The organism is Streptomyces sp. NPDC018019 (assembly GCF_044327805.1).
Taxonomy (GTDB): domain Bacteria; phylum Actinomycetota; class Actinomycetes; order Streptomycetales; family Streptomycetaceae; genus Streptomyces.
The window spans coordinates 1-21,567 of the sequence record NZ_JBIRGD010000005.1; the positions used below are offsets into that span (position 1 = coordinate 1).

A 21,567-nucleotide genomic window follows, 5' to 3' on the forward strand; every position below is an offset into this window, starting at 1 on the left:
CGGCGCCCCGATCGTTCTCATCTGGGACAACCTCAATGTGCACAAGGACGCCCGGCTGCGTGCCTTCGTCGACAGCCACGACTGGATCACCACCCACTACCTGCCGCCCTACGCACCCGACCTCAACCCCGTCGAAGGCATCTGGTCACTCCTGCGCAGGCGCTGCCAGGCCAACACCGCCTTCACCGACCCCGACCACCTCCTCGCAGCCCTCCGCCGACGGCTCCGCCAGATTCAATACCGCAGCGACATCATCGACAGCTGCCTCACCGCGACCGGACTTTCCCTAACGACACCACGCAGACAAAGTCAGTAACGCGTGCGACGAGCTTCGGACCGGCGCCGGGTGGCGTGGAGGGAGCCGAGGAGTTCGAGGGCCTGGGCGCTGGGGCTGCCCGGTTCGGCGTGGTAGATGACGAGCTGCTGGCCGGGGGCGTCACGTACGTCGAACGCCTGGTACGTGAGCGTGAGCGGGCCGACGTCCGGGTGGAGGAGGTGCTTGGCGTCCCGGGTCTTGCCGCGCACGGTGTGGGCGTTCCAGAGATGGGCGAAGTCCGCGCTGTGTTCGGAGAGGGTGCGCACGAGTGCGCGCAGCCGCGGGTGGTCCGGGTCGAAGCCGACTGCCTGGCGCAGGTTGGCGACGGTGGCCTGGGCGGCCCGTTCCCAGTCCGTGTAGAACTCCCGGCCCGCGGGGTCGGCGAAGGTCATGCGGGCCAGGTTGTCCACGGTCTCGAAGGGGGTGAAGAGGGCGTCGGCCAGGGCGTTGGTGGCGAGGACGTCCAGGGCCCGGCTGAGGACGAACGCCGGGGTGTTCGGGTAGCCGTCCATCAGCTGGCGCAGCGCTGGACCGACCTGTTCGGCAGCGCGCGAGGCGGACTGGTCGTCCAGCACGGTCCCGGCCAGCCGGTACAGGTGCGCACGGGCGTCTGCTTCGAGGCGCAGCGCGCGGCTGAGGGCGTCGAGCACCTGCGCCGAGGGATTACGTTCGCGGCCCTGCTCCAGGCGCGTGTAGTAATCGGCGCTCACCCCGGCCAGAACGGCGACTTCCTCGCGGCGCAGTCCGGCGACCCTGCGGGCCCCGTAACTCGCCATGCCGACGTCGTCGGGTCGCAGGCCGGCGCGGCGGGCGCGCAGGAACTCGCCCAGGTGGTTGCCGCCCAGGTGATTGCCGCCGAGGTGGGTGTCGTCCATGGCGTCAGGCTAGGCGGTGGTCCGGCGCGGAGCCTGGGTGTGCTGCACCCAGGCACTCCACGCCCTGGCGGAGGGGTGCTGACCTGCACAGACTCGGTGGAACAGGTCGCCCGGCCCAGCGGGCGGCATCCCGAGCAGCAAGGAGCGAGCGTTCCCATGACACGACTCCGTCTCGACGGCAGGACCGCGCTGATCACCGGCGCGACCGGTGGCATCGGTACGGCCACCGCCGAACTCTTCGCCCGCGAAGGCGCCCGGTTGGTGATCACCGATGTCGCCGAGGAGCCCCTGCGGGCCCTGGCGCACCGGATCGAGGCACGCGGCGCGGAGGTCGTCGCCGCCCGCCTCGACGTCTCCTCGGCGCGGGACTGGGACGAGGTGATCACCGCCGTACGCGACCGGTTCGCAGCGCTGGACGTGCTCGTGAACCTGGCCGGCATCGTGGACTGGCCGGGTGTCGAGGACACGCGGGAGGAGGCCTGGGACCGCGTGATCGCGGTGAACCAGAAGGGCACGTGGCTCGGCATGAAGGCGGCGATGCCGCTGCTGCGCGCGAGCGGCAACGCGTCGGTGATCAACACGTCGTCGGTGCTCGGGCTGGTGGGAAGCGGCGCGGCGGCGGCCTACCAGGCGTCCAAGGGCGCGGTGCGCCTGCTGAGCAAGACCGCCGCGGTCGAGTACGCGCAGCGGGGCGTACGGGTCAACTCCGTGCACCCCGGGGTGATCACCACGCCGATGATCCAGGACATCCTGGACGAGCAGGGCGACGAGCAGCCGGACATCCGGCGTACCCCGATGCGCCGGGCCGGCCGCGCCGACGAGGTTGCGTCCGCGATCCTCTTCCTGGCCTGCGACGACTCCTCGTTCGTGACCGGCTCGGAGCTGGTGGTCGACGGCGGACTGACCGCGCACTGAGGGCCCCGTACCCGTAGGGTGCCCGGCACCCGCACTCACCACGACCGGCGGATACGCCCATACGTGGGGACATGGCCCCCTCAGCGCCCGCCCGCCGATGCGCGCCCCTCAGCGCCCGAACACGCCCCTCAGCGCCCGATCACGCCGCTCAGTGCCCGATCACGCCGCTCAGCCACCGGAAGACCTCCGGGATCTGGTTCTTCCATACGGCCGTGCCGTGACCGCCTGCGCCCGGCGGGATCAGCTTCACCTTGACCGTCGTCGGGTTCTTGGCCAGCTGCTTGAGGGCAAGCCCGGCCTCGTAGCCGTCCCCCGAGGCCCCGGAGACGTAGAGCGCGCTGCGCGGCGGCTTGCCCGCCTTGTTGGCGGTCTTGAGGATGGTGACCGGGTTGCTCTCGACGCGCAGCTTGGGGTCCTGCCCGGCGAGTGAGGCGGGCTCCATCTTCGGGTCGTTGAAGCCGGAGAGGCTGACGGCGGCGCGGTAGCGGTCCGGGTGGGCGAGCGCCAGCTTGGTGGCGCAGTGCGCGCCCGCCGAGTAGCCCGCCACCGCCCAGGAGGCGGCCTTGTCCTCGGCCCGGAAGTTGTCGATCACCATCTGGCGTACGTCGACGCTCAGCCAGCTGTCGGCGTTGACCTTGCCCGGGACGTTGACGCAGCCGGTGTCCACCTTCCCCAGGAGGGTGGTGCGCGGCGCGACCAGGATGAAGGGCTTGACCTTGCCCTGCTGCATCAGCGGCTTCAGCTGCTCGGCCGCCTTGAGCGTGCCCATCCAGGACTTGGCCGAGCCGGGGAACCCGGGCAGCAGCTGTACGACGGGGAACTTCTTGTCCTTGTAGGCGGGGTCGTCGTACTGGGGCGGGAGCCACACGTACACCTCGCCGCTCACGCCCGAGATCCGCCCCTTGAACTCGCCTTCCTGGACGCCCGGTCCGACCACCGAGTCCTTCGGCGGCCCGAACTGCACCAGCTGCTTGGGCTCGTTCTTCATCTTGAGGCCGCCCATGCCGTCCGGCCCGAGGTCCTTGGCGGCTTCGACGTGGTCGGCCGTGCCGAGCAGGTCGTCCCAGTTGTCGTAGAGGCTGTTGGCGTTGTTGACCACGACGAACACCAGCGTGATCGCGGTGACCTGCGCGAACAGCAGCATGCCCAGCCGCGCCAGCGCCCGCACCACCTGCGGGCCGCGGATCCGGCTCCACAGCGCGAACGGCAGCACGACCGCGATGACCAGCAGCGCGATCGCGGTCAGAAAGAAGGGCGTGCCCGTCAGACTCATCGGGGATCTCGCTTCCAGGGCATGGTGCAGCGGTGGGCATGGTTCTGGCCCTGCCGACGGCAGCGAGCCTCTCCGCAAGATTAGATGGTGATCCGACACGCCGCGGTTGCGCCCTGTAGAGCCTTCTTTCCGCAGGTCCTTCGGGAAGGGCGGGACTTGTGGTACGGGTCACAGGCCCGCAGACCGGGCCGGGCGCGGCCGTGCACGGCCGGACACGGAGCCGCCGGGAGGGACGACGGCCCTCTCACCGATGCCCTCCAACGCCCCCGCCGCCCCCTGCTCCCGATGAGCCCCCGGATAGCGCCCGAACCACCGACTAAACCTGACATCCGTCACGCGAACATGTGCACGATCCCGTACCAGAGGTTGATGTCCGCGAGCGGCGTGGCCAGCAAAATCGCAGTCGAGCGACAGAGATCGCCGGACACCATCCGCCCACCGCCGGCTCCGCGGGAGCCGCCGGTCGTGAATCCGACGGAGACACGCACCATGTCCCTGCCTCCCCCGGGCCGCCGCCGCGCCCGGCTCGCCGCCACCGCCACCGCCGTCTTACTGGCCCTGCTCGCCCCGGCCCTCCCGGCCTCGGCCGCCGAGCCGCCGGCCGCACCGGCCGCAGCCACCACCGCGGCGCACCGGACCGCCCTCGACCGCAAGGCGCTGGACCGGACGCTCCAGGACATGCACAAGGCAGGCATGTACGGCGCCTACTCGGCCGTGCGGGACGGCGACGCGTCCTGGCAGGGCGCCTCCGGTGTCGCCGACATCAAGACCGGCCGCCCCACGACTCCCTGGCTTCGGCACCGCATAGGAAGCATCACCAAGACCTTCACCTCGGTCGCGGTGCTCCAGCAGGTCGGCAAGGGCCGCATCGGACTCGACGCACCGATCGGCCGCTACCTGCCCGATCTCTTCCCCGGCGAGCGCGGCCAGGCGGTCACGGTCCGGATGCTGCTCAACCACACCAGCGGCATAGCCGACTACGACACACTGATCTGGAAGACGCCGGACGACGTGGAGCGGCTGCGCTTCCACCAGTGGGATCCGCGTGAGCTGGTCCGGATCGGCCTGGAAGCTCCCCCGGAGGGCAAGCCCGGCGAGGCGTATCACTACGCCAACACCAATTACGTGATAGCCGGGTTGCTGCTCCACAAGGTCACCGGTAAGGCTCCGGAGAAGTACATCACCGACCACGTCATACGGAAGGCCGGGCTGCGGAACACGTACTTCCCGCGCTCGGCCCAGGTGACCGGCCCGCACGCCGAGATCTACGAGGGGATGTACGGCCTGTTCGACCCGCCGCGCGACTTCACCGTGCACAACATGTCCTGGGCCGGTACGGCCGGTTCGCTGATATCGACGATGGGCGACCTGAACCAGTTCATGCGGGCCCTGCTGACCGGAAAGCTCCTCGGCCCGGCCGAGCTGCGCCAGATGAAGACGACGGTGCCGACGGACACGCCGGCCCTGCGTTACGGCCTGGGCCTGATGTCGCTGGACCGGCCGTGCGGGCGGTTCTGGGGCCACAACGGCCTCGTCTGGGGCGCCGAGACCATGTCCCTCTCCAGCGAGGACGGCAAACGGCAGCTGTCGTACGGCACGACCCTGACGCGCTACAACGAGATCGGTGAGGACGGATACCCGAAGCCGAGCCCGATCGACTTCGCCAGGGTGGCCCACATGGACCAGGCCCTGTGCGGCACCGCCGCCCAGGGAACGAAGGAGACCCACCAGACCCCGCCCCCGGACTCCCTGAACGCCCCCGTCCCGGCCCGATAAGCCCCGACGACAACACCACTACCGACAAAAGGAGGTCACGACCGACGCTCCCGCGTGAGCCACAGCCCGGCGCCTGCACCGAGCACTCCGGCACCGCTCACGACACTCAGCAGGATCTGCTGCGGACCGCTGCCGACGACCGCACTGACGTAGATGTTGGCCAGCAGGCAGACGGTGAGCAGCAGCCAGAGCACGGCCTTCATGGGTTCCTCCGTTGGGTGTCGGGTTCGGGTGGGAGTCACTGAGCGGCGGCCCGGTCGGTAGTCCCCGGCCACCTCGCTCTCGGCTCTCCTCCTTGACTCTCCTCCCCGGCGCCGCCCGGCACGAGGGGGCCAGCCCCCCATCTGCGGGTGCACCTGACCCGCCGCGAGTCGGTGATCCCACGTTCGCGGCCGCGCGTATCGCCGGCCTTGTGTTTACGCGCGGGGGCGGGTCTGGGTGCGGCAGAGGTTTGCGTAGTGGTGGGTTCGTTGGGCTTGGAGGTGTTCGGCTGTTGGGTCGGGGGGTGGGGAGTCGCCTCGGCAGGGGCGGCAGAGGCCGCCGGGGAGGGCTTCGGGGCGGCCCGGGACGCCGCACTCGGTGCATTCCATGATGCGGGTGGGGGTGCGTTCCGGGGTGGGGGGCGGTGGGGGTGGGAGTTTGCCGGTGAGGCGGGTGCGGGCCAGGGCGCCTGGGGAGTGGACTTCGGGCGGTAGGCCGGCGGTGAGGGCCGTGATGAGGTGGGCGCTGGTCACGCCGCGGGCCAGCCACTGGGCGGCGAGGTCTTCGAGGGCGGTGCATTCGGCGGCGGAGAGGATCATGCGGGGGGTCGGCGGTACCGAGCGCGGCCAAGGCCGCGTAGGCGGCCGAGCGGGCCGGTGGGGCCGGGTGGGGGTCGGCGGCCACTTCCGTACGGCGGCTCGGTACGGAGCGCGGCGGGGCGGCGGGAGTGGTGGCCTCGGGATACGGGGGTTCGGCAGGGGCCTGCGGCCCGGTGGGGGGCTGCGGTCCGGGCGGACCTGCGGCACGGTGGGGGCCTGTGGTTCGGGCAGGTCCGGTGGTTCGGGCGGGTCCGGTGGTCGCTCGTCCGGCTGGAATTGTGGGGGTGGGTTGCCGGTCAGGAAGTGGTGCCACCAAGCGTCGTCGCGGGCGGTGCGGGTGAAGTAGGTGCGGTAGACCCACTGGGAGCGGCCGTTGCCGACGGTTTCCTGTAAGCGGCGCAGGTGGCCTGCGGCGGAGAGGCGGGTGAGGGCCGAGCGCACGGCTTGCTGGCCGTAGCGGGGCTGGGCGGCGGCGAGGGTTTTGACGTCCATGGCGGCGCCGTCGGGGAGCCGGTCGATGAACGCGGCGAGGAAGGCTTCCCGTTCCGGGAGGTGGGCGAAGTCCCCTGGTCGGCGGCGCGTTTGGTCCGGCGCGGAGCGTTTGCCGTAGCCGGGGGCGGCGAGAGGGTGGGAGGCGGTGGGCGCGCAGGGCGCCGTAGTAAGTTGGGCGTCAGCCACGAGATCGGTCCTGTCGATCTTGGAGGTCAGACCCCGGTTGGTGTTGGCGCACCTGCCGGGGTTGTTTGTTGCGCAAGAGCTGCTTGCTGCCGCGAACGCTAGAGGGTGGCGACGGGCTGCTGCAAGCCGGTAGCGGAACGTCATGTGCGCTGGTACGCGCGTGGCTTGGGAGGGCGGGTGGGTTGTGCCAACCCACCCGTTCCTTGCATAAGGGGCTCGACGCCCGCCGCCCGGAGCTTGGGGCTCACGCCCCGGCCGCGACGAAGGGTATGAAGGCCGCCCAGGCACGGGGGGAAACGGCGAGTTGGGGACCGCCCGTGTTCTTGGAATCCCGGATGCGGACGGCGCCGGGGCAGACGGCTATCTCCACGCATGAGTCGGCATCAGAGCCGCTGTAGCTGGACTTTCTCCACACGGCCGCGGTGCTCACAGATCCTTTGCCACCTTCCTGATGTACGCGTCGCTGTCCTCGACTCCCAGCGCTTGCATGCGGATCATGCCGTACAGGTGGGCCAGTTGACTCACGTCGCTCGCCTCTGATTGCAACGTGCTGGCACCCTGCGCCGCCGAGTACGCGTACGTATCGTGCTCGGCGGTTTCGAGCAGCACAACCGGCCCGCTGAGCGCCTGGTAGGGAGCCCGGCCGAACGGCAGGATCTGGATCGACACGTTACGCAGCCTCTGGCACTCAAGCAGTCGGTCGAGTTGCCGCCGCATCAATTCGGCACCTCCCACCCCCGTGCGCAGCGCGGCCTCGTACACGACGAAGCTGAACAGTACGGTCGGCTCGACCTCAAGCCTTTCCTGACGCTGAAGTCGAAACTCGACGCGCGTTTCGACCGTCTCGTCGTCCACTGGCGGGAACGAATTGCCCATCAACTCACGCGCGTACTCCTCGGTCTGCAGCAAGCCTGGGACCAGAAGGTTCTCGTACCAGTGCAAAGCGATCGCATCTGCTTCGAGCGCCATGAACTCGCTGCTTCGCTGATGGCAACGCTCCGGCTTCAGGAATTCGTTCGAGGACTCCAAGATTCCATGTGCCCGGCACACCTGATCGGCAATCCGGAGCATCCGCAACGTCGGCCTACGGCGCCCTTGTTCCATGGACTTGAGGTACTCGGCGTCGTAATCCGCTTCCTTGGCGAGTTCTTCGCGGGTGAGGCCCGCATGGGTGCGCCACAGCCTCAGTTGATCGCCGCAGTAGCGCCACGTCATCGGCGGTTGGGTTGGCCCTTTCGGCACCGTTCCCCCCTTTGTCGGCGCGACCGGTACAGCCCGGTGCGTACCTTTGTCGCGGCTGCCGACGGTACGCCCGCGTCGACATGCTCATGGGCGTGAACGACGGAAATTCCCCCCTCAAGAACGAATGGTGGCTGCCGCGCCACCCTCGGAGTGCACGGCGGGCCCGTGCGTACCTGTGGGTCCTGGCCGACGTGTGGCGGCTGCCGGACGAGGTGGCGGAGGCGGCCGTGCTGATGCTCAGTGAGCTGACGGCCAACGCCTGTGTGCACGCGCGGGTTCCGCGTGGGCGGCATGTGCGGACGCGGTGCCTGCTGTTCGCCGGGCGGCTGCGGGTCGAGGTGGCCGACGCGAGCGACCTGATGCCCGAGCTCCGGGTGGCGGACGTGGACGACGAGGGCGGGCGGGGGCTGGCGCTGGTCGCCGCACTGGCGGACGACTGGGGCACGTATCCGCGCCCGTACGGCATCGGGAAGGTGGTGTGGTTCGAGTTGAAGCTGCCGTCCGGTCACGGCACAGGGCCGCGTTTTCTTGAACGAGCGGTTAAGTAACGCGTAGGGTGCTCGCATGGGCAGAACCAAGGAGTTCGACCCGAGTGCCGCGCTCCAGGCTGCCCTGGAGCTGTTCTGGCGCAAGGGGTACGAAGCCACGTCGATGCAGGACCTGGTCGATCACCTCGGCATCAACCGGGGCAGCATCTACGCGACGTACGGCAGCAAGCACGAGCTGTACCTGCGTGCGCTCGACCGGTACTGCGAGAACGAAGGGGTGGCGGCGCTGGAGTGGCTGAACCAGCCGGGGCCGGCGCTGCCCGCCGTACGGGCGTTCCTGCGCGCGTTCGCCAACGAGGCGCTGGCGGACGCGGACCGCAAGGGGTGCCTGGTCACGAACACCGCCGTGGAGCTGCTGCCGGAGGACGCGAAGGCGCAGCGGCGCGTGGAGACGGCCTTCCACGAGGTGGAGTCGGCCATCGCGGGCGCCCTCATCAGGGCGAAGGCGCAGGGCGAGATGGCGGAAGGGGCGGACGTGCGGGCGCAGGCCCGGTTCCTGGTCACCTTCATCCAGGGCCTGCGCGTCATCGGCAAGACGGGTGACGAGCGGCGGATCAATGACGCCGTGGAGCAGGCGATGACGGTCCTGCGCTGACGCCCCATTCACGCACCACCCCCGCCACGGCGGGGGTTTCTTCTCGGGCAATTACTGGAACGATCGGTTAGGAAAAGAGGGGGATCATGCGCGTACCACGCGCCGTGTACGTCCTGGCCCTGGGCATCTTCGCCATGGTGACCAGCGAGTTCGCCGTCGCCGGGCTGATGCCGCAGATGGCGGACGGGCTGGGCGCCACCGTGCCGCAGATCGGTTACCTGATCACCGCCTTCGCGGTGGCCATGGCCGTCGGCGGGCCGTTCCTGACGGTCGGCGTCATGCGGCTGCCGCAAAAGCGGGCGCTGGCAGTGCTGTTCGGGGTGTTCCTGGTAGGCAACGTGCTGGCCGCCGTCGCGCCGGGCTACGGGACGATGACGATCGCGCGGATCGTCACCGGCGTCGCGTCGCAGGCGTTCTTCGGCGTGGCGCTGTCCGTCTGCGCCCAGCTGACGCGCCCGGAGGCGCGCGGCCGGGCCGTCGCGGTGGCGATGAACGGGCTGATGCTCGGCACACTGCTCGGCCTGCCGCTGTCCACGCTGGTCGGTGAACACCTGGGCTGGCGGGCCGCGTTCTGGGCCGTGGCCGCACTGACGGTGGGCGCCGCGGCGTGCACGGCCGTCGGGGTACCGCGGCTGGAGCGGGCGGACGCGGGCGGCAGCGTACGGGAGGAGCTGGGCGCGTTCCGCAACCCCCGGCTGTGGATGGCGCTGTCCACCAGCACGCTGATCATCGGGGCGACCTTCGCCGTCTTCAGCTACTTCAACCCGATCCTCACCGAGGTCACCGGGTTCGGTACCGGGACCGTACCGGTGCTGCTCGTCGCGTACGGGGCCGCGACCGTCGTCGGGAACACGGTGGTCGGCCGCCTCGCCGACCGGCACACGGTCGCCGTCCTGTGCTGCGGGCTGGTCCTGAACCTGGGGTTCCTCGTCGGGTTCGCGCTGCTCGCGCAGCGGCCGGTCCCCGCCGTGGTGTTCATGATGGGGATCGGGCTGGTCGGGGTCACGATGAACCCGGCGATGGTGACCCGCGTGCAGCGGGCCGGGAACGCCCGGCCGCTGGTGAACACCGTGCACTCGTCGTTCATCACGCTCGGCGTGATCGTGGGGTCGCTGGTCGGCGGCATGGCCATCAGCGCGTACGGGCTGCGGGCGACGATCTGGCTGGGGGCCGGGCTGGCGGCGCTCGGGATCGTCTCGCTCGTACCGGAGCTCGGGCGGCGGAAGCGGCGCCGCACGGGCCCCGTCGTCGCGGGCGGAAACGGTGCTTCTACGAGTGCGCCGGCCCCCGCAGCCGCGCCCACCGCCCGCGCCACGCCGGCCGCCGGGCCCTACGTCGCGCCGACCGCCGGGCCCCGCGGCACACCGGCCGGCGAGCCCTGCGTCACACCAACCGCCGGGCCGTAGCCCACCGGGTCAGCTCGTGCCGGTTGGAGAGCTGGAGCTTGCGCAGCACCGCCGAGACGTGCGACTCGACCGTCTTGACCGAGATGAAGAGCTGCTTGGCGATCTCCTTGTACGCGTAGCCGCGGGCGATCAGGCGCAGCACCTCGCGCTCGCGCTGGGTGAGGCGGTCCAGGTCCTCGTCGACCGGCGGGGCGTCCGTGGAGGCGAAGGCGTCCAGGACGAAGCCGGCCAGCCGCGGGGAGAAGACCGCGTCGCCGTCGGAGACCCGGAAGATCGCGTCGACCAGGTCCGCACCGGTGATCGTCTTGGTGACGTAGCCACGGGCGCCGCCGCGGATGACACCGATGACGTCCTCGGCGGCGTCGGACACCGACAGCGCGAGGAAGCGCACGGGGCGTTCGGCGTCGGCCATCATCGCGGCGGAGCGGCGCAGCACCTCCACTCCGCCGCCGCCCGGCAGGTGCACGTCCAGCAGGACGACCTCCGGGCGGGTCGCGGTGATGACCGTGACGGCCTGGTCCACGTCCGCGGCCTCCCCGACGACCTCCACGCCCGTCTCGTCGGTCCGGCCGATCTCGGCCTGGACGCCCGTACGGAACATCCGGTGGTCGTCGACGAGGACGACCCGGACCGTGCGGGCCGGGGCACCGGGCCGGTCGCTGCCCTGGTCACCGGGCCGGTCGCTGCCCTGGCCACCGGCCGTGCCGCCGGTCTGCCCACCCTGTGCGGCGTCGCTGCTCATCTCGTCCGTCCGTCCCTCGTCGGCGTCACTTCCGTCGGCGGTCCCCGCGCGCGGCGGGCAGGTGTCCCGCCACATCCTCATCATCCGTCATTCGTCGGGTGGCATCCGTCAGCCGTCAGGCGGCACCCGTCAGACGACACCTGTCAGGCGGCACCCGTCAGGCGGCATCCGGCGCCCGGCCCCCGTCAGCCGTCGTCTGTTGTCCGTCATCTGTCATCCGGCAGGCGCTCCGTCTCCAGCTCGACCACGGTGCCGCCGTCCGGCGCGGAACGCAGCCGTGCCGTACCGCCGTTGCGCTGCATCCGGCCGATGATGGATTCCCGTACGCCCATCCGGTCGCCGGGGACCGCGTCCAGGTCGAAACCGGGGCCGCGGTCGCGTACGGAGACGAAGACCGAGCGGCCCTCGACCTCGGCGTAGACCTGTACGGCGCCGCCCTCGCCACCGTACTTGGCCGCGTTGACCATCGCCTCGCGCGCGGCCTGCATCTGCGCGCCGAGCCGTTCGTCCAGCGGGCAGTCGCCGACGACCACGACCTCGATCGGCACGCCGTGGTGGTCCTCGACCTCGGCCGCGGCCTTGCGTACCGCCTCGGCGAGGGTGTCCGGCTCCTGCTCCTCGTCCTTGCCGCGGCCCTCCGGCTTGTAGAGCCAGGCGCGCAGTTCGCGTTCCTGGGCGCGGGCGAGGCGGGCCACCTCGCGCGGGTCCTCCGCGTTGCGCTGGATCAGGGTGAGGGTGTGCAGGACGGAGTCGTGGACGTGCGCGGCGACTTCGGCGCGTTCCTGCGCGCGGATGCGCATCAGACGCTCCTCGGACAGGTCCTGCGTCATACGCACCAGGTAGGGGCCCGCGAGCAGCGCGATGCCGACCAGTACGGCGAGGGCGGCCTGGAGCACCGAGCCGAGATGGCGGACCGAACTCTGCAGGACGACGATGCCGGTCACCCCGGCCCCGACCAGGACCACGCCGGCCGCGCCGCGCACGACCGGCAGCAGGCCCTTGCGGCGGCCCATCTCCCGCCACTGCGCGCGGCGCGCGTTGTCCGCCTGCCGCCACACCAGCGCGACGCCCGCGCCGATCAGCAGGATCGGCCATACGTACGCGTTGGCCCGGCCCAGCTGGAACTTCGAGGCGACGACGGCGGCACCGGCGAGCAGCGTGAGCAGGGCGAGGATCTGGCCCTTGTCGGCCTTCCGCCCGGCCCGGCCCTGGCCCTTGCGGCTCCACGGACGGCCCGGACTGTGCCCGGGAGCGGACGCGTTCGCGCGCGCGGCGTCCACACCGCCGACACCGAGCGGCACGATGAACCAGAACGCCGCGTAGAGCAGCGCGCCCATGCCCTCGGCCATGAACAGCGCGACGAACACGACCCGCACCCACGAGACCGGCAGCCCGAGATGCCCGGCCAGCCCGCGCGCCACACCGCCGAGCATCCGCCCGTCGGCGCTGCGGTAGAGCCTGCGCAGGGGCGGATCGTCGGGGTCGGGCGCCGGGGCGTAACCCGCCTCGGGCCGGGGCGGCGCGGTGGTCATGACACCGATCGTCACACGGCGGGCGGGCCCGGGGCATCAGGGTGGTCCCTGAGGGGACCCCTAGGCCGATGCCGGGCCCGGTGCCGAGCCCGGTGCTGAGCCCGATGCCGCCCGATGCCAAGCCCGAACCAGGTCCGCGGCCTGGCCCGATGCCGGTACAGCTGCCGGTACCGGTGCCGCTGCCGCGCGGAGGCGGTACCAGGGTCTCCGGTACCCGGCGTGCCCCCTCGGCGTCCCGCTACCGCTTGAGGTCCTCGGGCAGCTGGAGGCCGGCGAGGACGTCGTCGAAGACCTTCTTGTACCGGTCCCACTCGGCGGACGGCGCGGAGAGGTAGACCGCGTACTCCTTCTCGCCGGGCCGGCCGAACCCCAGGTCGATGGCGCGGAAGTCCCGTCTGCTCCCCGACCACCTCCACTCCCACAGCGCCGCGGGCCGCCCGCGGAAGACCGTGCCCTGCATCCGCAGCTGCTGGTACCCGGGGAACTTGCCCTCGTTGAGGGAGGCGCGCTCGTTGTCCTTCCAGTGCCGGAGCGGGTCCACACTCGCGAAGTCGAGCACCTCGATGCGCAGGCCGACCAGCTGGTTCGGGTTGAGGTAGGTGGAGCCGTTGCCGTTCGTCTGTCTCTGGCGGGTCCAGCCGTCCGGCAGCGGGAAGGCGACGCCGGCCGCCGGGTCCTCGACCCGGTGGTACCCGGCGGGGACCGGCCGGGGGGTGGGCTTCGCGCTGGGCTTCGACGGGGAGGGCGACGGCTGCTCGGTCCGCGGTGCGCCGCCGTCGGACGCCTGCGCGCTGCCGTCGCCGCCCGGCCGGAAGCCGAGGGCGTAGAGGGTGCCGCCCGCGAGGGCCAGGGCGGCGACCACGGCGACGGCGCTCAGCAGGATCGTCCGGCCGCGCTTGCCTCGCTTCGTACCGGACTGGGCGGAGGTGGTGGTGGGGGCGGTCGGGTCCGTCGACGTGCGGTGGACGGGCGAGGTGGGCCCGTCGTCGGGGACCGCCGCGGCCCCGCCGCCGGTGACGGCTCGGCCGTCGGCAACGGCTCCGGCGCCCGTGACGGCTCCGCCGCCGGTGACGGCCATGCCGCCGGTGACGGCCGTACCGTCCGTGGCGGGTCTGCCGCCCACCGCGGCCGTGTGGCCCGTGACGGCCGTACCGTCCGCGGCCGGAGGCGCCAGGTGGTACGAGCCGGTGGCGTTGCCGTCATCCGCGGGCCGCTGCCCGCCGACCGTGCCCGAAGCGCCCGGCACGCCCGGTGCACCCGGAACGCCCAGCACGCCCGAAGCGCCCGAAGCGCCCGGCACACTCGAAGCACCCGGCATGCCCGGAGTGCCAGCGGCACCCGGAGTACCGGCAGCACCCGGAGTACCGGCGACGCCCGGAGTGCCCAGCCACGCGGTGTCCGTGTACGCGGTGGGTGCGCGCAGGGCCTTCTCCACGTCCTGGACCGAGGGGCGGTCCGCGGGCTCCTTGGCCAGCAGGGCTTCGATCAGCGCGGTCAGCGGACCGGCGTTGCGCGGCGGGTCCAGCGGGTCCACGGCGATGGAGTACGCCGTCTCGACCGCCGTGAGCTTGCGGAACGGAGGCCGCCCCTCCAGCGCTTGGTAGAGCGTGGCGCCCAGCGCCCACAGGTCGGAGGCCGGACCGGGGGTGCCGCCCCTGACCCGCTCGGGGGCGAGGTAGTCGATGGAGCCGACCAGCTCGCCGGTCTTGGTGAGGGTGGAGGTGCCGGTGGCGACCGCGATGCCGAAATCCGTCAGGACGACCCGGCCGTCCTCGCCGAGCAGCACGTTGCCGGGCTTCACGTCACGGTGCAGGACCCCGGCGGAGTGCGCCGCCCGCAGCGCGGCGACCATGCCGCGGCCGATCCGGGCCGCCTCGCCCGGCGGCACCGCACTGTCCGAGAGCGTGGCCTCTTTGATCACGTCGCCGAGGGTCACCGATGGCACGTACTCCATCACGATGCACGGCAGCCCGTGGTCGTCCACGACATCGTGGACGCTGACCACGTTGGGGTGGTTGATGCGGGCGGCGGCCTGGGCCTCGCGGCGGGTGCGCTCGTTGCGGCGGGCCAGCTCGTCGGCGTCCAGTTCCGGGGAGACGTGCAGCCGCTTGACCGCGACCTGCCGGCCGAGCAGTTCGTCGTGGGCCCGCCAGACGGTCCCCATGCCGCCCCGGCCTATCTCCTCGACCAGGCGGTACCGCCCGGCGACCAGTCGCCCGTCGTCCACCGCCGCCTCCGTCACCGCGCCGCGCCCCTTCGGTTCCCCCCGTACAGGTGTCCGACGCAACGATAGTCGTCCGAGCGGCGCCGCCGGAGGCCCGGGGCGCGGACGCCGGGGCACGCCCCGGCCCCTTCCCGGGATCACGCACCGGCCACTGCCACGATGCGGATCGCTCCGTACCGCCAGGGTCCGGGGCTCATTCCGGAGACGCGGCGACCTGCGCGCGGTCGCTGTCCCCGTCGGAGAGGAACGCCGCCAGCGCCCGGCCCTCCTCGGCCACGGCGGTGCGCTCGGACCGGGAGAAGCGGCGCAGCGGAGTGGCCGTCACCATGCCGTCCCGGATGGTCCAGGTGGCGGCCACCCGGCCGTCCACCAGGACGACACGGGCACCGGCGACCGAGAGACCGCGGTGGGCGTCGTCGATGATCCGGCTGCGGTCCTGGTAACCGAGGATCGCGTTGTCGAACGCCGGCAGGAACCGCACCGGGGCGGGCGTATCGGGGTCGGGGCGCGGCGCGTCGGGGAGGTCCAGCAGTTCCCGGCCGCGCTCGTCGCGGAAGGCGACCAGCTCCTCGCGTACGGCGGCGACCGCGCCCGGCAGCCCGGCGAGGCCGCACCAGGCGCGCAGGTCGGCCGAGGCGGCGGGGCCGAAGGCGGCCAGGTAGCGCCGTACGAGGGCTTCGCCCGCGGGGTCGGGGGTGGCGGGAGCGGCGGGAGCGGTAGGGGCGGCGTCGGTCGTGGTGCCGGGCGTGGTGGTGCCGTCGGCGGCCGGTGCGGTGGCCGGTGCGGCGGTCTCGCGGCCGAGCCAGGAGGCGAGCGGGACGTAACGTACACCCCCCTTCGTACGCCAGAGGCCGCGCGGCGGCAGCTGCACCATCGGGATGAGGGCGGCGACCAGCATCTCCCCCAGCGCCCGCGGCCCCGGTTCGGGCCAGCGCCCGGCGACCGCCCGCGCGAGCCCGGGCATCGAGCGGGGCTCGCCGTCGGCCATCACCGCGCGGCCCGCCGCGGCGAGTTCGTCGAGGTCCACCCCCGCGAGTTCGCGGCGGTAGGCGCCGAGCACCCGTTGGCGCAGCATGGCGTCGTGGCGGGCGCGCCAGGCCAGTACGTCGTCGGCGGTGACGAGGTGGACGGTGCGGCGCATGAGGTGGGTCCGGACCACTCGCCGCCCGGTCAGCAGGTCCGAGAGCACCGACGGGTCGAACGCGTGCAGCCGCGACCAGAGGCCGGTGAACGGTGCCTGCGGCTCCTGCGCCTGGAGGCCACAGAGGTGCCCGACGGCGTCGAGGACCGGCAGGGCGGAGCGGTCGAGGAGCAACTGCCGGGCTAGCGTCGCCCGATTGAGGGCCCGGGTGCCGAGAACGGTCATCTGCGTCCTTGCCTTCTTGTACGTCGTGGGCCCACGTTCCGGCCCGTCTTCTTGGCCGTCTTCTTGGCCGTCTTCTTGGCCGTCTTCTTGGCCGTCTTCTTGGCCTCCCGGCCGGATTCCCGGCCCGGATTCCTGGCCGCATTCCGGGCCGTCTTCTCGTCCGGCTCCTGGCCGTGCTCGTGGCCGGGGCTGCGGACCCAAGATTGCCGGAAGCAGCGGACAGGTTGTGTCCGCTATCCCGGGCAGCATGGGCGCCATGCAGAAAACATCAGCGCGGCTGCCGGCCCTGCTCTCGCTGCTCCAGGCGCGCCGGGACTGGCCGGGGGCGCTGCCGGCCGAGCGGCTGGGCATCAGCTCGCGGACCGTACGCCGGGACGTCGACCGCCTGCACGAACTCGGCTACCCCATCGCGTCGGCCAAGGGCCCCGACGGCGGTTACCGGCTCGATGCCGGGTCGGAGCTGCCCCCGCTGCTGTTCGACGACGAGCAGGCCGTCGCCCTCGCGGTCGCCCTCCGGAACGCCACCACCACCGGTGTCGGTGTCGAGGACGCCGCGGCGCGCGCGTTGCACACCGTCCGTCAGGTCATGCCCGCACGGCTGCGCCACCGGATCGACACCCTCCAGGTCACTGCCGTCGAGCGACCCACGAACCGACCGCAGCCGCAGGTGGACAGCGGTGTGCTGATGGCACTCAGCGCCGCGGTGCACGCCCGCGAGGTGCTGCGCTTCGACTACGTTCCCGTGGCCGGTACGGGCGACTCCGCTGTCGGTACGGACGGCTCCGCTTCCAGTACGGGCGACTCCGGCTACCGGCACGGCCCCGCCGCCCCGCCGCGTACCCCCACGGGTCCCCGCTTCACCCCGCGCGAGCTGCCCGGCGGAAAGGTCGCCGCCTTCGTCGCGAGCCGGTTCCGGGGCTCCGACGGCACGGGCGGCCGGCCCTGCCGGGGCGAGGTGATCCTCGGGCTGCCGGCCGCCGCCGTGTCCCGGTACTCCCGCGACGGGGTCGTGGAGGAGCTGGGGCCGGACCGCTGCCAGCTGGTCCTGGGCTCGTGGTCGTGGCCCGCACTGGCCGCGGACATCGGCCGGTTCGACGCCGCCGTCGAGGTCGTCGGTCCGGCCGAGCTGAAGGACGCGTTGCGCGGCTGGCCCGGCGGTACGCGGAGGCGGCGGGCGGCACGTCCGGCCCCCGCGCGTGCCGGGACCAGGGCCCACCGGCCTGATCTCAGGGACCAACCAGGGTTCCCACGGATGCCGCCCGCCCGCGCCGCTTGCCACCATGGGCGCATGAACGATGCTGCCCCCGCCGACGAGACGCCGGGCCCCGCCGGGGGCGCGTCCGGCCCCGCGGGCGTCCCGCCGGACCCCGACGCGACCGCCCGCCAGGCGCCGCAGCCCCAGCTGCGCCGCAGCCGGCGGCACAAGGTGATCGCCGGGGTGTGCGGGGGCCTGGGACGGCGCTGGGACCTGGACCCGGTGATCTTCCGGATCGTGCTGGCCGTCCTGGCGGCCTCCGGCGGCATCGGCCTGATCGTCTACGGCTTCGCCTGGCTGCTGATCCCGCAGGACGGCGAGGACGAGAACGAGGGGCGCCGGCTGCTGTCCGGCCGGGTCGAGGGCACGGCGCTGACCGCGCTGCTGTTCGCGCTGGTCGGCTGCGGCATCTTCCTGACCTCCCTCGCCAACCGCGGCCTGCTGACCTTCACCGTCATGCTCGCGCTGGCGGTGGGCGGTTCGGCGTACTGGTCGCGGCAGCGCCGTACGGCCGGGACGGACGGGCCGGGGGCCGCGGACCCGGCGACCGCCAAGACGGTCGCGGACGCGCCGCCCGAGACGATGGCGCCCCCCACCCGCAACGGCCCGTCCTGGTGGCGGGACCCGCTCTCCAAGGAAGGGACGGCCGGCGGGGGATATCTGTGGGGCCCCGACGACACCCCGTACGGGTACGGGCAGGCGTACGGCGCGCACGGAACGGCCGGGGCGGCGGGCCGGGGCTCCGGCGCGACCGCGTGGGCCGGCCCTGGCTCGCCGGGTACCGCCGCGCCCGCCCGGCGCCGGCGGACGGGCCGGCCGATCGGCGGCTGGACGTTCCTGCTGGCGGTGGTCGCGGCCCTGGCAGCGGGCGGCGCGATGGCGGAGGACCACCGGCTGTCCGCCGTCCTCATCGCCGGCCTCGCCGCCGCGCTGGTCGTCTTCGGCCTCGGGCTGGTCGTCAGCGCCTGGTTCGGGCGGACCGGCGGCGGCACGGTGTTCCTGGTGATCCTGACGTCCCTGCTGCTGGCGGGCGTCGCGGTGCTGCCCCCGAACGTCGCCACCGACTGGCACAACCGGGTGTGGGTGCCGATGGACGCCGCCTCCGTACAGACGAGTTACGACATCGGGGCCGGGCGCGGGGAACTGGACCTGACCAACATCCCGTTCAAGAACGGCCAGACGGTACGGACCGAGGCCTCGGTCGGCGCCGGACAGCTCCAGGTGACCGTGCCCGACGGCGTCACGGCGCGGCTGACCATCGACGTGGGCCTGGGCGACGTACGGCTGCCGGGCGAGACGTCCGAGGACTTCCACCTCGCGGCCGGCCAGAACCAGACCGTCACCCTGCCCGCCACCGGCCTGAAGGCGGGCGAGCAGCCGCGCGGCATCCTGGACCTGGACCTCAAGGTGGGCGCGGGCCAGGTGTCGGTCGAGCGGGCCGCGCCGACGGCGGCCACCCCGTCGCCGTCGTCCACGCCGTCACCGCCCTCGCCGTCCTCCGCCGCCACATCCCCGGGAGAGCAGCAGTGAAGCGTCACGAGTTCGAGCCCGCCCGGCTCATCACCGGCCTGACCGCGCTCGGCGTGGGCGGCGCCTACGTGTGCGAGGCGGCCGGAGTGGTGGACCTGCCGGGCGCGCTGCCGGTACTGGCCGTGCCGGCGGGTCTGTGCCTGTCCGGCGCCACGGCGGCCGTCTGGAGTGTGGTCCGGCGGCACCGTGCGGCGTCGTCCGCCACGCGGGACTGAGGGGCTGCGCGTACGGGCCCGCAGCACCGCGCGCCCGGCCCCACGTACCGCTCACCTCACCTTCCCCCTCGGCTCGCTCCTCACCTCACCTTCCCCCCTCGGCTCGCTCCTCACCTCACCCGAACAGCTGCATCCCCTGCCGACTGCGCCGCGCCGCCAGTACCGCGTCGAGGGACAGCACCGGCGCCCCGGCCAGCACCAGCGGCAGCCACGCCATCAGGTACGCCAGGTCGTTGCCGTAGTAGTACGGCTCGGCCGACCAGCTCACGGTGAGCCACAGGCTCAGCGAGATCAGCGCGCCGCCGAGCGCGGCGACCCGCGCGAACAGTCCGGCGAGCGTGCCGATGCCGACCGCCAGCTCCCCGGCCGCGATGGCGTAACCGAAGCCCGCCGGGTTCTTGAGCGCCAGGTCCACCAGCTGCGGCACGGCCGAGGTGCCGCGTACCTGCCGCATCAGTTCGCCGACCGACCCCGTACCGCTCGCCGCGAAGAACGCCGGATCGGTCAGCTTGTCCAGGCCCGCGTAGACGAAGGTGACGCCGAGGAAGATGCGCAGCGGCAGCAGCGCGTGGCGCGCCATCGCGCCGCGCGGCCCGCCGCCCCGGCCCGCCCCCGGCCCGCCCAGGCCGGCCCCGACCGCACGATCCGCGTGAGCCATGGCATCCGCCTCTCCGTCACCGCCGGACGCAGACGATTGTGCCCGCGCCCACGTGTTCCACAAGGGATACGGGCGCCTTCGTACGCGATGTTCAGCCCGGCGTACGCGATGTTCAGCCCGGCCCGCGGGCCCGGGCCGCACCGGACCGGACCGACCAGGGTGGGCAGGCCGCCCCCGGTCAATCCTGGACGTCGATCGGGTAGCTGTTCGTCTCCACGCCCGCCGCCGTGACGACCCGGACCTCCACCCGGCCCGGCTCCACGTCCACCGGCACCGGCACGGTCAGCACGCCGTCCGTCGGATTCCCGAAGCCGCCGGCGACGGGCACCAGCGGTACGTGCACGTGCACCGCGCCGATCCGTACGACCGTGCGGGCCAGCAGGTCCGGGTCCTGCGCGCCCGGCGGCACGAAACCGGTGCCGCGGATCTCGATGTCGTCGCCGGTACGGATCGGCGCGGCCAGGTCGCCGGGCTCGCGGGCCCGTACGACGGACAGCACGACCGGACGGCCGCCCTCCGCGTACTTGCCGGCCAGGTACATGAGCGCCCCGATGACCACGATGACGCCGAACGCCCACGGCAGGTCCGGCAGCCGGGACGGGTCGCGGGCCAGCCGGACCAGGGCGAAGGACACGGCCGCCACGTTCAGCAGCAGGTACTGGGTGTCGGTGAGGCTCGCGCGCCCCGCGTCGTCCGTGAGCAGGTCGCCCGCGCGCGGCCGTTCCGCGCGCACCTTCTGGAGGCGGCGCCCCTGGATGCGTACGACGACGACGCGGCGGACAAGGACCGCCACCGCGCAGGTGACCGCCAGTACGGTCAGCAGCCCCGCGCCGTGCGGGAGTTCGAGCCCGTCCACGAGTGCGCCACGGTCGTCCGCGTCCGTCACCACGGCCAGCTGGACGGCCTGCACGAGGACCGCGTACGCCACCAGCAGCAGCCAGCCCGCGGCCACCGTCCGGGAGGTCGAGAGGCGGTTGTCCTCGCCGATCAGCGGGGCCAGCAGGCCGCCGCGGGCACGGTGCCGCCAGGCCGCGCCCGTCAGCGCGACCGCCAGGAGCGCCGCCGCGGCCAGCCCCGCCGTACGCTGCACCGTCCAGCCGGTGCCGATCGCGGTCAGGGCCTGGACCAGGACGAGCACACCGAGGCCGCCCCACATCACCAGCAGCGTGCGCCGCCACACGGAGTCCAGCCAGGCCGTGCCTTCGGCGACGGCGCGCTCGGCGACCGTACGCGCCGACAGGGCCAGTTCGTCCGAGACCCACTGCCGGGCCGCTCCCGCCGAGTGCGCGAGCGCGGACGGGACGCCCCGGCCGGCGGCGTACTCCTCGCGCAGCGCCACGAACGCGGCGACCGCCCGGCGATGCCCCTCGCGCGCGCCGCGCGGACACCTCCCGCACGTGCACTCACCGCTGCCCCCGGGCTCCCCGGCGCCCGGCCCTCCCGTCGCCCGGAACCCTTCGGCCCCTCCGGACCGCGATCCCCCTCCGGGCGTTCCGGACGCCCCCGCCGCCCCGCCCGCCGTCTCCACCGACACGTCCGCTCCGCCCCGACCCACCAGTCGTCGTCAACTTCACCGTACTGAGAGGGAATTGTGCCGTACGCGGCGAGGGCGGAGAGCCGG

Annotated in this window: 20 protein-coding genes and 2 pseudogenes; 9 read left to right on the plus strand and 13 right to left on the minus strand. The window is 72.8% G+C overall.

Translation table 11 applies throughout. From position 1 onward, the window contains the following. A partial coding sequence (locus ACH4FX_RS10070; RefSeq protein ID WP_398477071.1) for a transposase occupies positions 1-316 on the plus strand: 316 nt, incomplete at its 5' end. Here the strand turns inward: ACH4FX_RS10070 and ACH4FX_RS10075 are convergent. Next, positions 310-1,161, minus strand: coding sequence for a helix-turn-helix domain-containing protein (locus ACH4FX_RS10075; protein WP_398477684.1), 852 nt, complete (start codon positions 1,159-1,161; stop codon positions 310-312). The two genes, ACH4FX_RS10070 and ACH4FX_RS10075, sit on opposite strands and share 7 nt — an antisense overlap. Positions 1,162-1,347: 186 nt before the next feature. Between ACH4FX_RS10075 and ACH4FX_RS10080 the strand changes: the two genes are divergently transcribed. Next, complete coding sequence (locus ACH4FX_RS10080; protein WP_398477073.1) at positions 1,348-2,106, plus strand: SDR family NAD(P)-dependent oxidoreductase; 759 nt, start codon at positions 1,348-1,350, stop codon at positions 2,104-2,106. 148 nt (positions 2,107-2,254) lie between these two features. Here the strand turns inward: ACH4FX_RS10080 and ACH4FX_RS10085 are convergent, their stop codons facing one another. Both ACH4FX_RS10085 and ACH4FX_RS10090 read right to left on the minus strand, forming a co-directional pair. After that, entirely contained in the window at positions 2,255-3,379 is a 1,125-nt protein-coding gene (locus ACH4FX_RS10085; protein WP_398477075.1) for an alpha/beta hydrolase, read from the minus strand. A gap of 332 nt (positions 3,380-3,711) precedes the next feature. Then, on the minus strand, positions 3,712-3,870 hold the full coding sequence (locus tag ACH4FX_RS10090) for a hypothetical protein (protein ID WP_398477077.1): 159 nt from the start codon (positions 3,868-3,870) through the stop codon (positions 3,712-3,714). Between ACH4FX_RS10090 and ACH4FX_RS10095 the strand changes: the two genes are divergently transcribed. After that, complete coding sequence (locus ACH4FX_RS10095; RefSeq protein ID WP_398477079.1) at positions 3,869-5,155, plus strand: serine hydrolase domain-containing protein; 1,287 nt, start codon at positions 3,869-3,871, stop codon at positions 5,153-5,155. The two genes, ACH4FX_RS10090 and ACH4FX_RS10095, sit on opposite strands and share 2 nt — an antisense overlap. 35 nt (positions 5,156-5,190) lie before the next feature. Here the strand turns inward: ACH4FX_RS10095 and ACH4FX_RS10100 are convergent, their stop codons facing one another. The 4 genes from ACH4FX_RS10100 to ACH4FX_RS10115 form a co-directional block, all read right to left on the minus strand. Next, positions 5,191-5,358 carry a hypothetical protein gene (locus tag ACH4FX_RS10100; RefSeq protein WP_398477081.1) on the minus strand — a complete coding sequence of 56 codons (168 nt, stop codon included), beginning with the start codon at positions 5,356-5,358 and terminating at the stop codon, positions 5,191-5,193. A gap of 213 nt (positions 5,359-5,571) precedes the next feature. Continuing rightward, positions 5,572-6,633, minus strand: coding sequence for a MarR family transcriptional regulator (locus ACH4FX_RS10105; RefSeq protein ID WP_398477083.1), 1,062 nt, complete (start codon positions 6,631-6,633; stop codon positions 5,572-5,574). 244 nt (positions 6,634-6,877) lie between these two features. Continuing rightward, positions 6,878-7,063 (minus strand): DUF397 domain-containing protein, encoded by a 186-nt coding sequence (locus ACH4FX_RS10110; protein WP_398477085.1) that lies wholly within the window; start codon positions 7,061-7,063, stop codon positions 6,878-6,880. Beyond that, positions 7,060-7,848, minus strand: a complete 789-nt coding sequence (locus ACH4FX_RS10115; protein ID WP_398477087.1) for a helix-turn-helix domain-containing protein — start codon at positions 7,846-7,848, stop codon at positions 7,060-7,062. Before ACH4FX_RS10115 ends, ACH4FX_RS10110 begins: the two co-directional genes overlap by 4 nt. A gap of 119 nt (positions 7,849-7,967) precedes the next feature. Between ACH4FX_RS10115 and ACH4FX_RS10120 the strand changes: the two genes are divergently transcribed. The 3 genes from ACH4FX_RS10120 to ACH4FX_RS10130 all read left to right on the plus strand — a co-directional run bounded on the left by ACH4FX_RS10120 (position 7,968) and on the right by ACH4FX_RS10130 (position 10,424). Continuing rightward, a complete protein-coding gene (locus tag ACH4FX_RS10120; RefSeq protein WP_398477089.1) occupies positions 7,968-8,423 on the plus strand; it encodes an ATP-binding protein in 456 nt (151 codons plus the stop codon). Positions 8,424-8,439: 16 nt separating this feature from the next. Then, a complete protein-coding gene (locus ACH4FX_RS10125; RefSeq protein ID WP_398477091.1) occupies positions 8,440-9,018 on the plus strand; it encodes a TetR/AcrR family transcriptional regulator in 579 nt (192 codons plus the stop codon). Positions 9,019-9,104: 86 nt separating this feature from the next. Further along, positions 9,105-10,424 carry an MFS transporter gene (locus tag ACH4FX_RS10130; RefSeq protein ID WP_398477093.1) on the plus strand — a complete coding sequence of 440 codons (1,320 nt, stop codon included), beginning with the start codon at positions 9,105-9,107 and terminating at the stop codon, positions 10,422-10,424. Here ACH4FX_RS10130 and ACH4FX_RS10135 read toward each other — a convergent pair. The 4 genes from ACH4FX_RS10135 to ACH4FX_RS10150 all read right to left on the minus strand — a co-directional run bounded on the left by ACH4FX_RS10135 (position 10,402) and on the right by ACH4FX_RS10150 (position 16,288). Next, positions 10,402-11,166, minus strand: a complete 765-nt coding sequence (locus ACH4FX_RS10135; protein ID WP_398477686.1) for a LuxR C-terminal-related transcriptional regulator — start codon at positions 11,164-11,166, stop codon at positions 10,402-10,404. The genes ACH4FX_RS10130 and ACH4FX_RS10135 overlap by 23 nt on opposite strands. 206 nt (positions 11,167-11,372) lie before the next feature. Beyond that, a complete protein-coding gene (locus ACH4FX_RS10140; RefSeq protein WP_398477095.1) occupies positions 11,373-12,698 on the minus strand; it encodes a PspC domain-containing protein in 1,326 nt (441 codons plus the stop codon). Positions 12,699-12,936: 238 nt separating this feature from the next. Further along, positions 12,937-14,862 carry a protein kinase gene (locus tag ACH4FX_RS10145; protein WP_398477688.1) on the minus strand — a complete coding sequence of 642 codons (1,926 nt, stop codon included), beginning with the start codon at positions 14,860-14,862 and terminating at the stop codon, positions 12,937-12,939. A gap of 253 nt (positions 14,863-15,115) precedes the next feature. Then, positions 15,116-16,288: a winged helix DNA-binding domain-containing protein gene (locus ACH4FX_RS10150; protein WP_398477097.1), complete on the minus strand. Its 1,173-nt coding sequence runs from the start codon at positions 16,286-16,288 to the stop codon at positions 15,116-15,118. A 247-nt stretch (positions 16,289-16,535) separates the two neighbouring features. On the opposite strand from ACH4FX_RS10150, the pseudogene ACH4FX_RS10155 reads away from it, so the two are divergent. From ACH4FX_RS10155 to ACH4FX_RS10165, 3 genes and pseudogenes are all read left to right on the plus strand, one after another. Then, positions 16,536-17,512, plus strand: a pseudogene (locus ACH4FX_RS10155) (helix-turn-helix transcriptional regulator). Positions 17,513-17,699: 187 nt separating this feature from the next. Further along, positions 17,700-19,073, plus strand: a pseudogene (locus ACH4FX_RS10160) (PspC domain-containing protein); the annotation flags it as partial. Beyond that, the gene (locus ACH4FX_RS10165) at positions 19,070-19,288 is read left to right on the plus strand and encodes a hypothetical protein (protein WP_398477098.1); all 219 of its coding nucleotides are present in this window, start codon (positions 19,070-19,072) and stop codon (positions 19,286-19,288) included. The pseudogene ACH4FX_RS10160 and the gene ACH4FX_RS10165, both read left to right, overlap by 4 nt. Before the next feature lie 115 nt (positions 19,289-19,403). On the opposite strand, the gene ACH4FX_RS10170 is transcribed toward ACH4FX_RS10165, so the two are convergent. Together ACH4FX_RS10170 and ACH4FX_RS10175 are read right to left on the minus strand one after the other, a co-directional pair. Further along, on the minus strand, positions 19,404-19,946 hold the full coding sequence (locus ACH4FX_RS10170; RefSeq protein ID WP_398477100.1) for a DoxX family protein: 543 nt from the start codon (positions 19,944-19,946) through the stop codon (positions 19,404-19,406). Positions 19,947-20,124: 178 nt separating this feature from the next. Next, entirely contained in the window at positions 20,125-21,504 is a 1,380-nt protein-coding gene (locus ACH4FX_RS10175) for a hypothetical protein (protein ID WP_398477690.1), read from the minus strand. Between the last annotated feature and the right edge of the window lie 63 nt (positions 21,505-21,567).

Coding starts and splice junctions, on each gene's coding strand:
- ACH4FX_RS10080 (WP_398477073.1), top strand. CDS start 1,348: ATGACACGACTCCGTCTCGACGGCAGGACCGCGCTGATCACCGGCGCG.
- ACH4FX_RS10085 (WP_398477075.1), bottom strand. CDS start 3,379: ATGAGTCTGACGGGCACGCCCTTCTTTCTGACCGCGATCGCGCTGCTG.
- ACH4FX_RS10095 (WP_398477079.1), top strand. CDS start 3,869: ATGTCCCTGCCTCCCCCGGGCCGCCGCCGCGCCCGGCTCGCCGCCACC.
- ACH4FX_RS10090 (WP_398477077.1), bottom strand. CDS start 3,870: ATGGTGCGTGTCTCCGTCGGATTCACGACCGGCGGCTCCCGCGGAGCC.
- ACH4FX_RS10100 (WP_398477081.1), bottom strand. CDS start 5,358: ATGAAGGCCGTGCTCTGGCTGCTGCTCACCGTCTGCCTGCTGGCCAAC.
- ACH4FX_RS10115 (WP_398477087.1), bottom strand. CDS start 7,848: ATGACGTGGCGCTACTGCGGCGATCAACTGAGGCTGTGGCGCACCCAT.
- ACH4FX_RS10125 (WP_398477091.1), top strand. CDS start 8,440: ATGGGCAGAACCAAGGAGTTCGACCCGAGTGCCGCGCTCCAGGCTGCC.
- ACH4FX_RS10130 (WP_398477093.1), top strand. CDS start 9,105: ATGCGCGTACCACGCGCCGTGTACGTCCTGGCCCTGGGCATCTTCGCC.
- ACH4FX_RS10135 (WP_398477686.1), bottom strand. CDS start 11,166: ATGAGCAGCGACGCCGCACAGGGTGGGCAGACCGGCGGCACGGCCGGT.
- ACH4FX_RS10140 (WP_398477095.1), bottom strand. CDS start 12,698: ATGACCACCGCGCCGCCCCGGCCCGAGGCGGGTTACGCCCCGGCGCCC.
- ACH4FX_RS10145 (WP_398477688.1), bottom strand. CDS start 14,862: ATGGGGACCGTCTGGCGGGCCCACGACGAACTGCTCGGCCGGCAGGTC.
- ACH4FX_RS10150 (WP_398477097.1), bottom strand. CDS start 16,288: ATGACCGTTCTCGGCACCCGGGCCCTCAATCGGGCGACGCTAGCCCGG.
- ACH4FX_RS10170 (WP_398477100.1), bottom strand. CDS start 19,946: ATGGCTCACGCGGATCGTGCGGTCGGGGCCGGCCTGGGCGGGCCGGGG.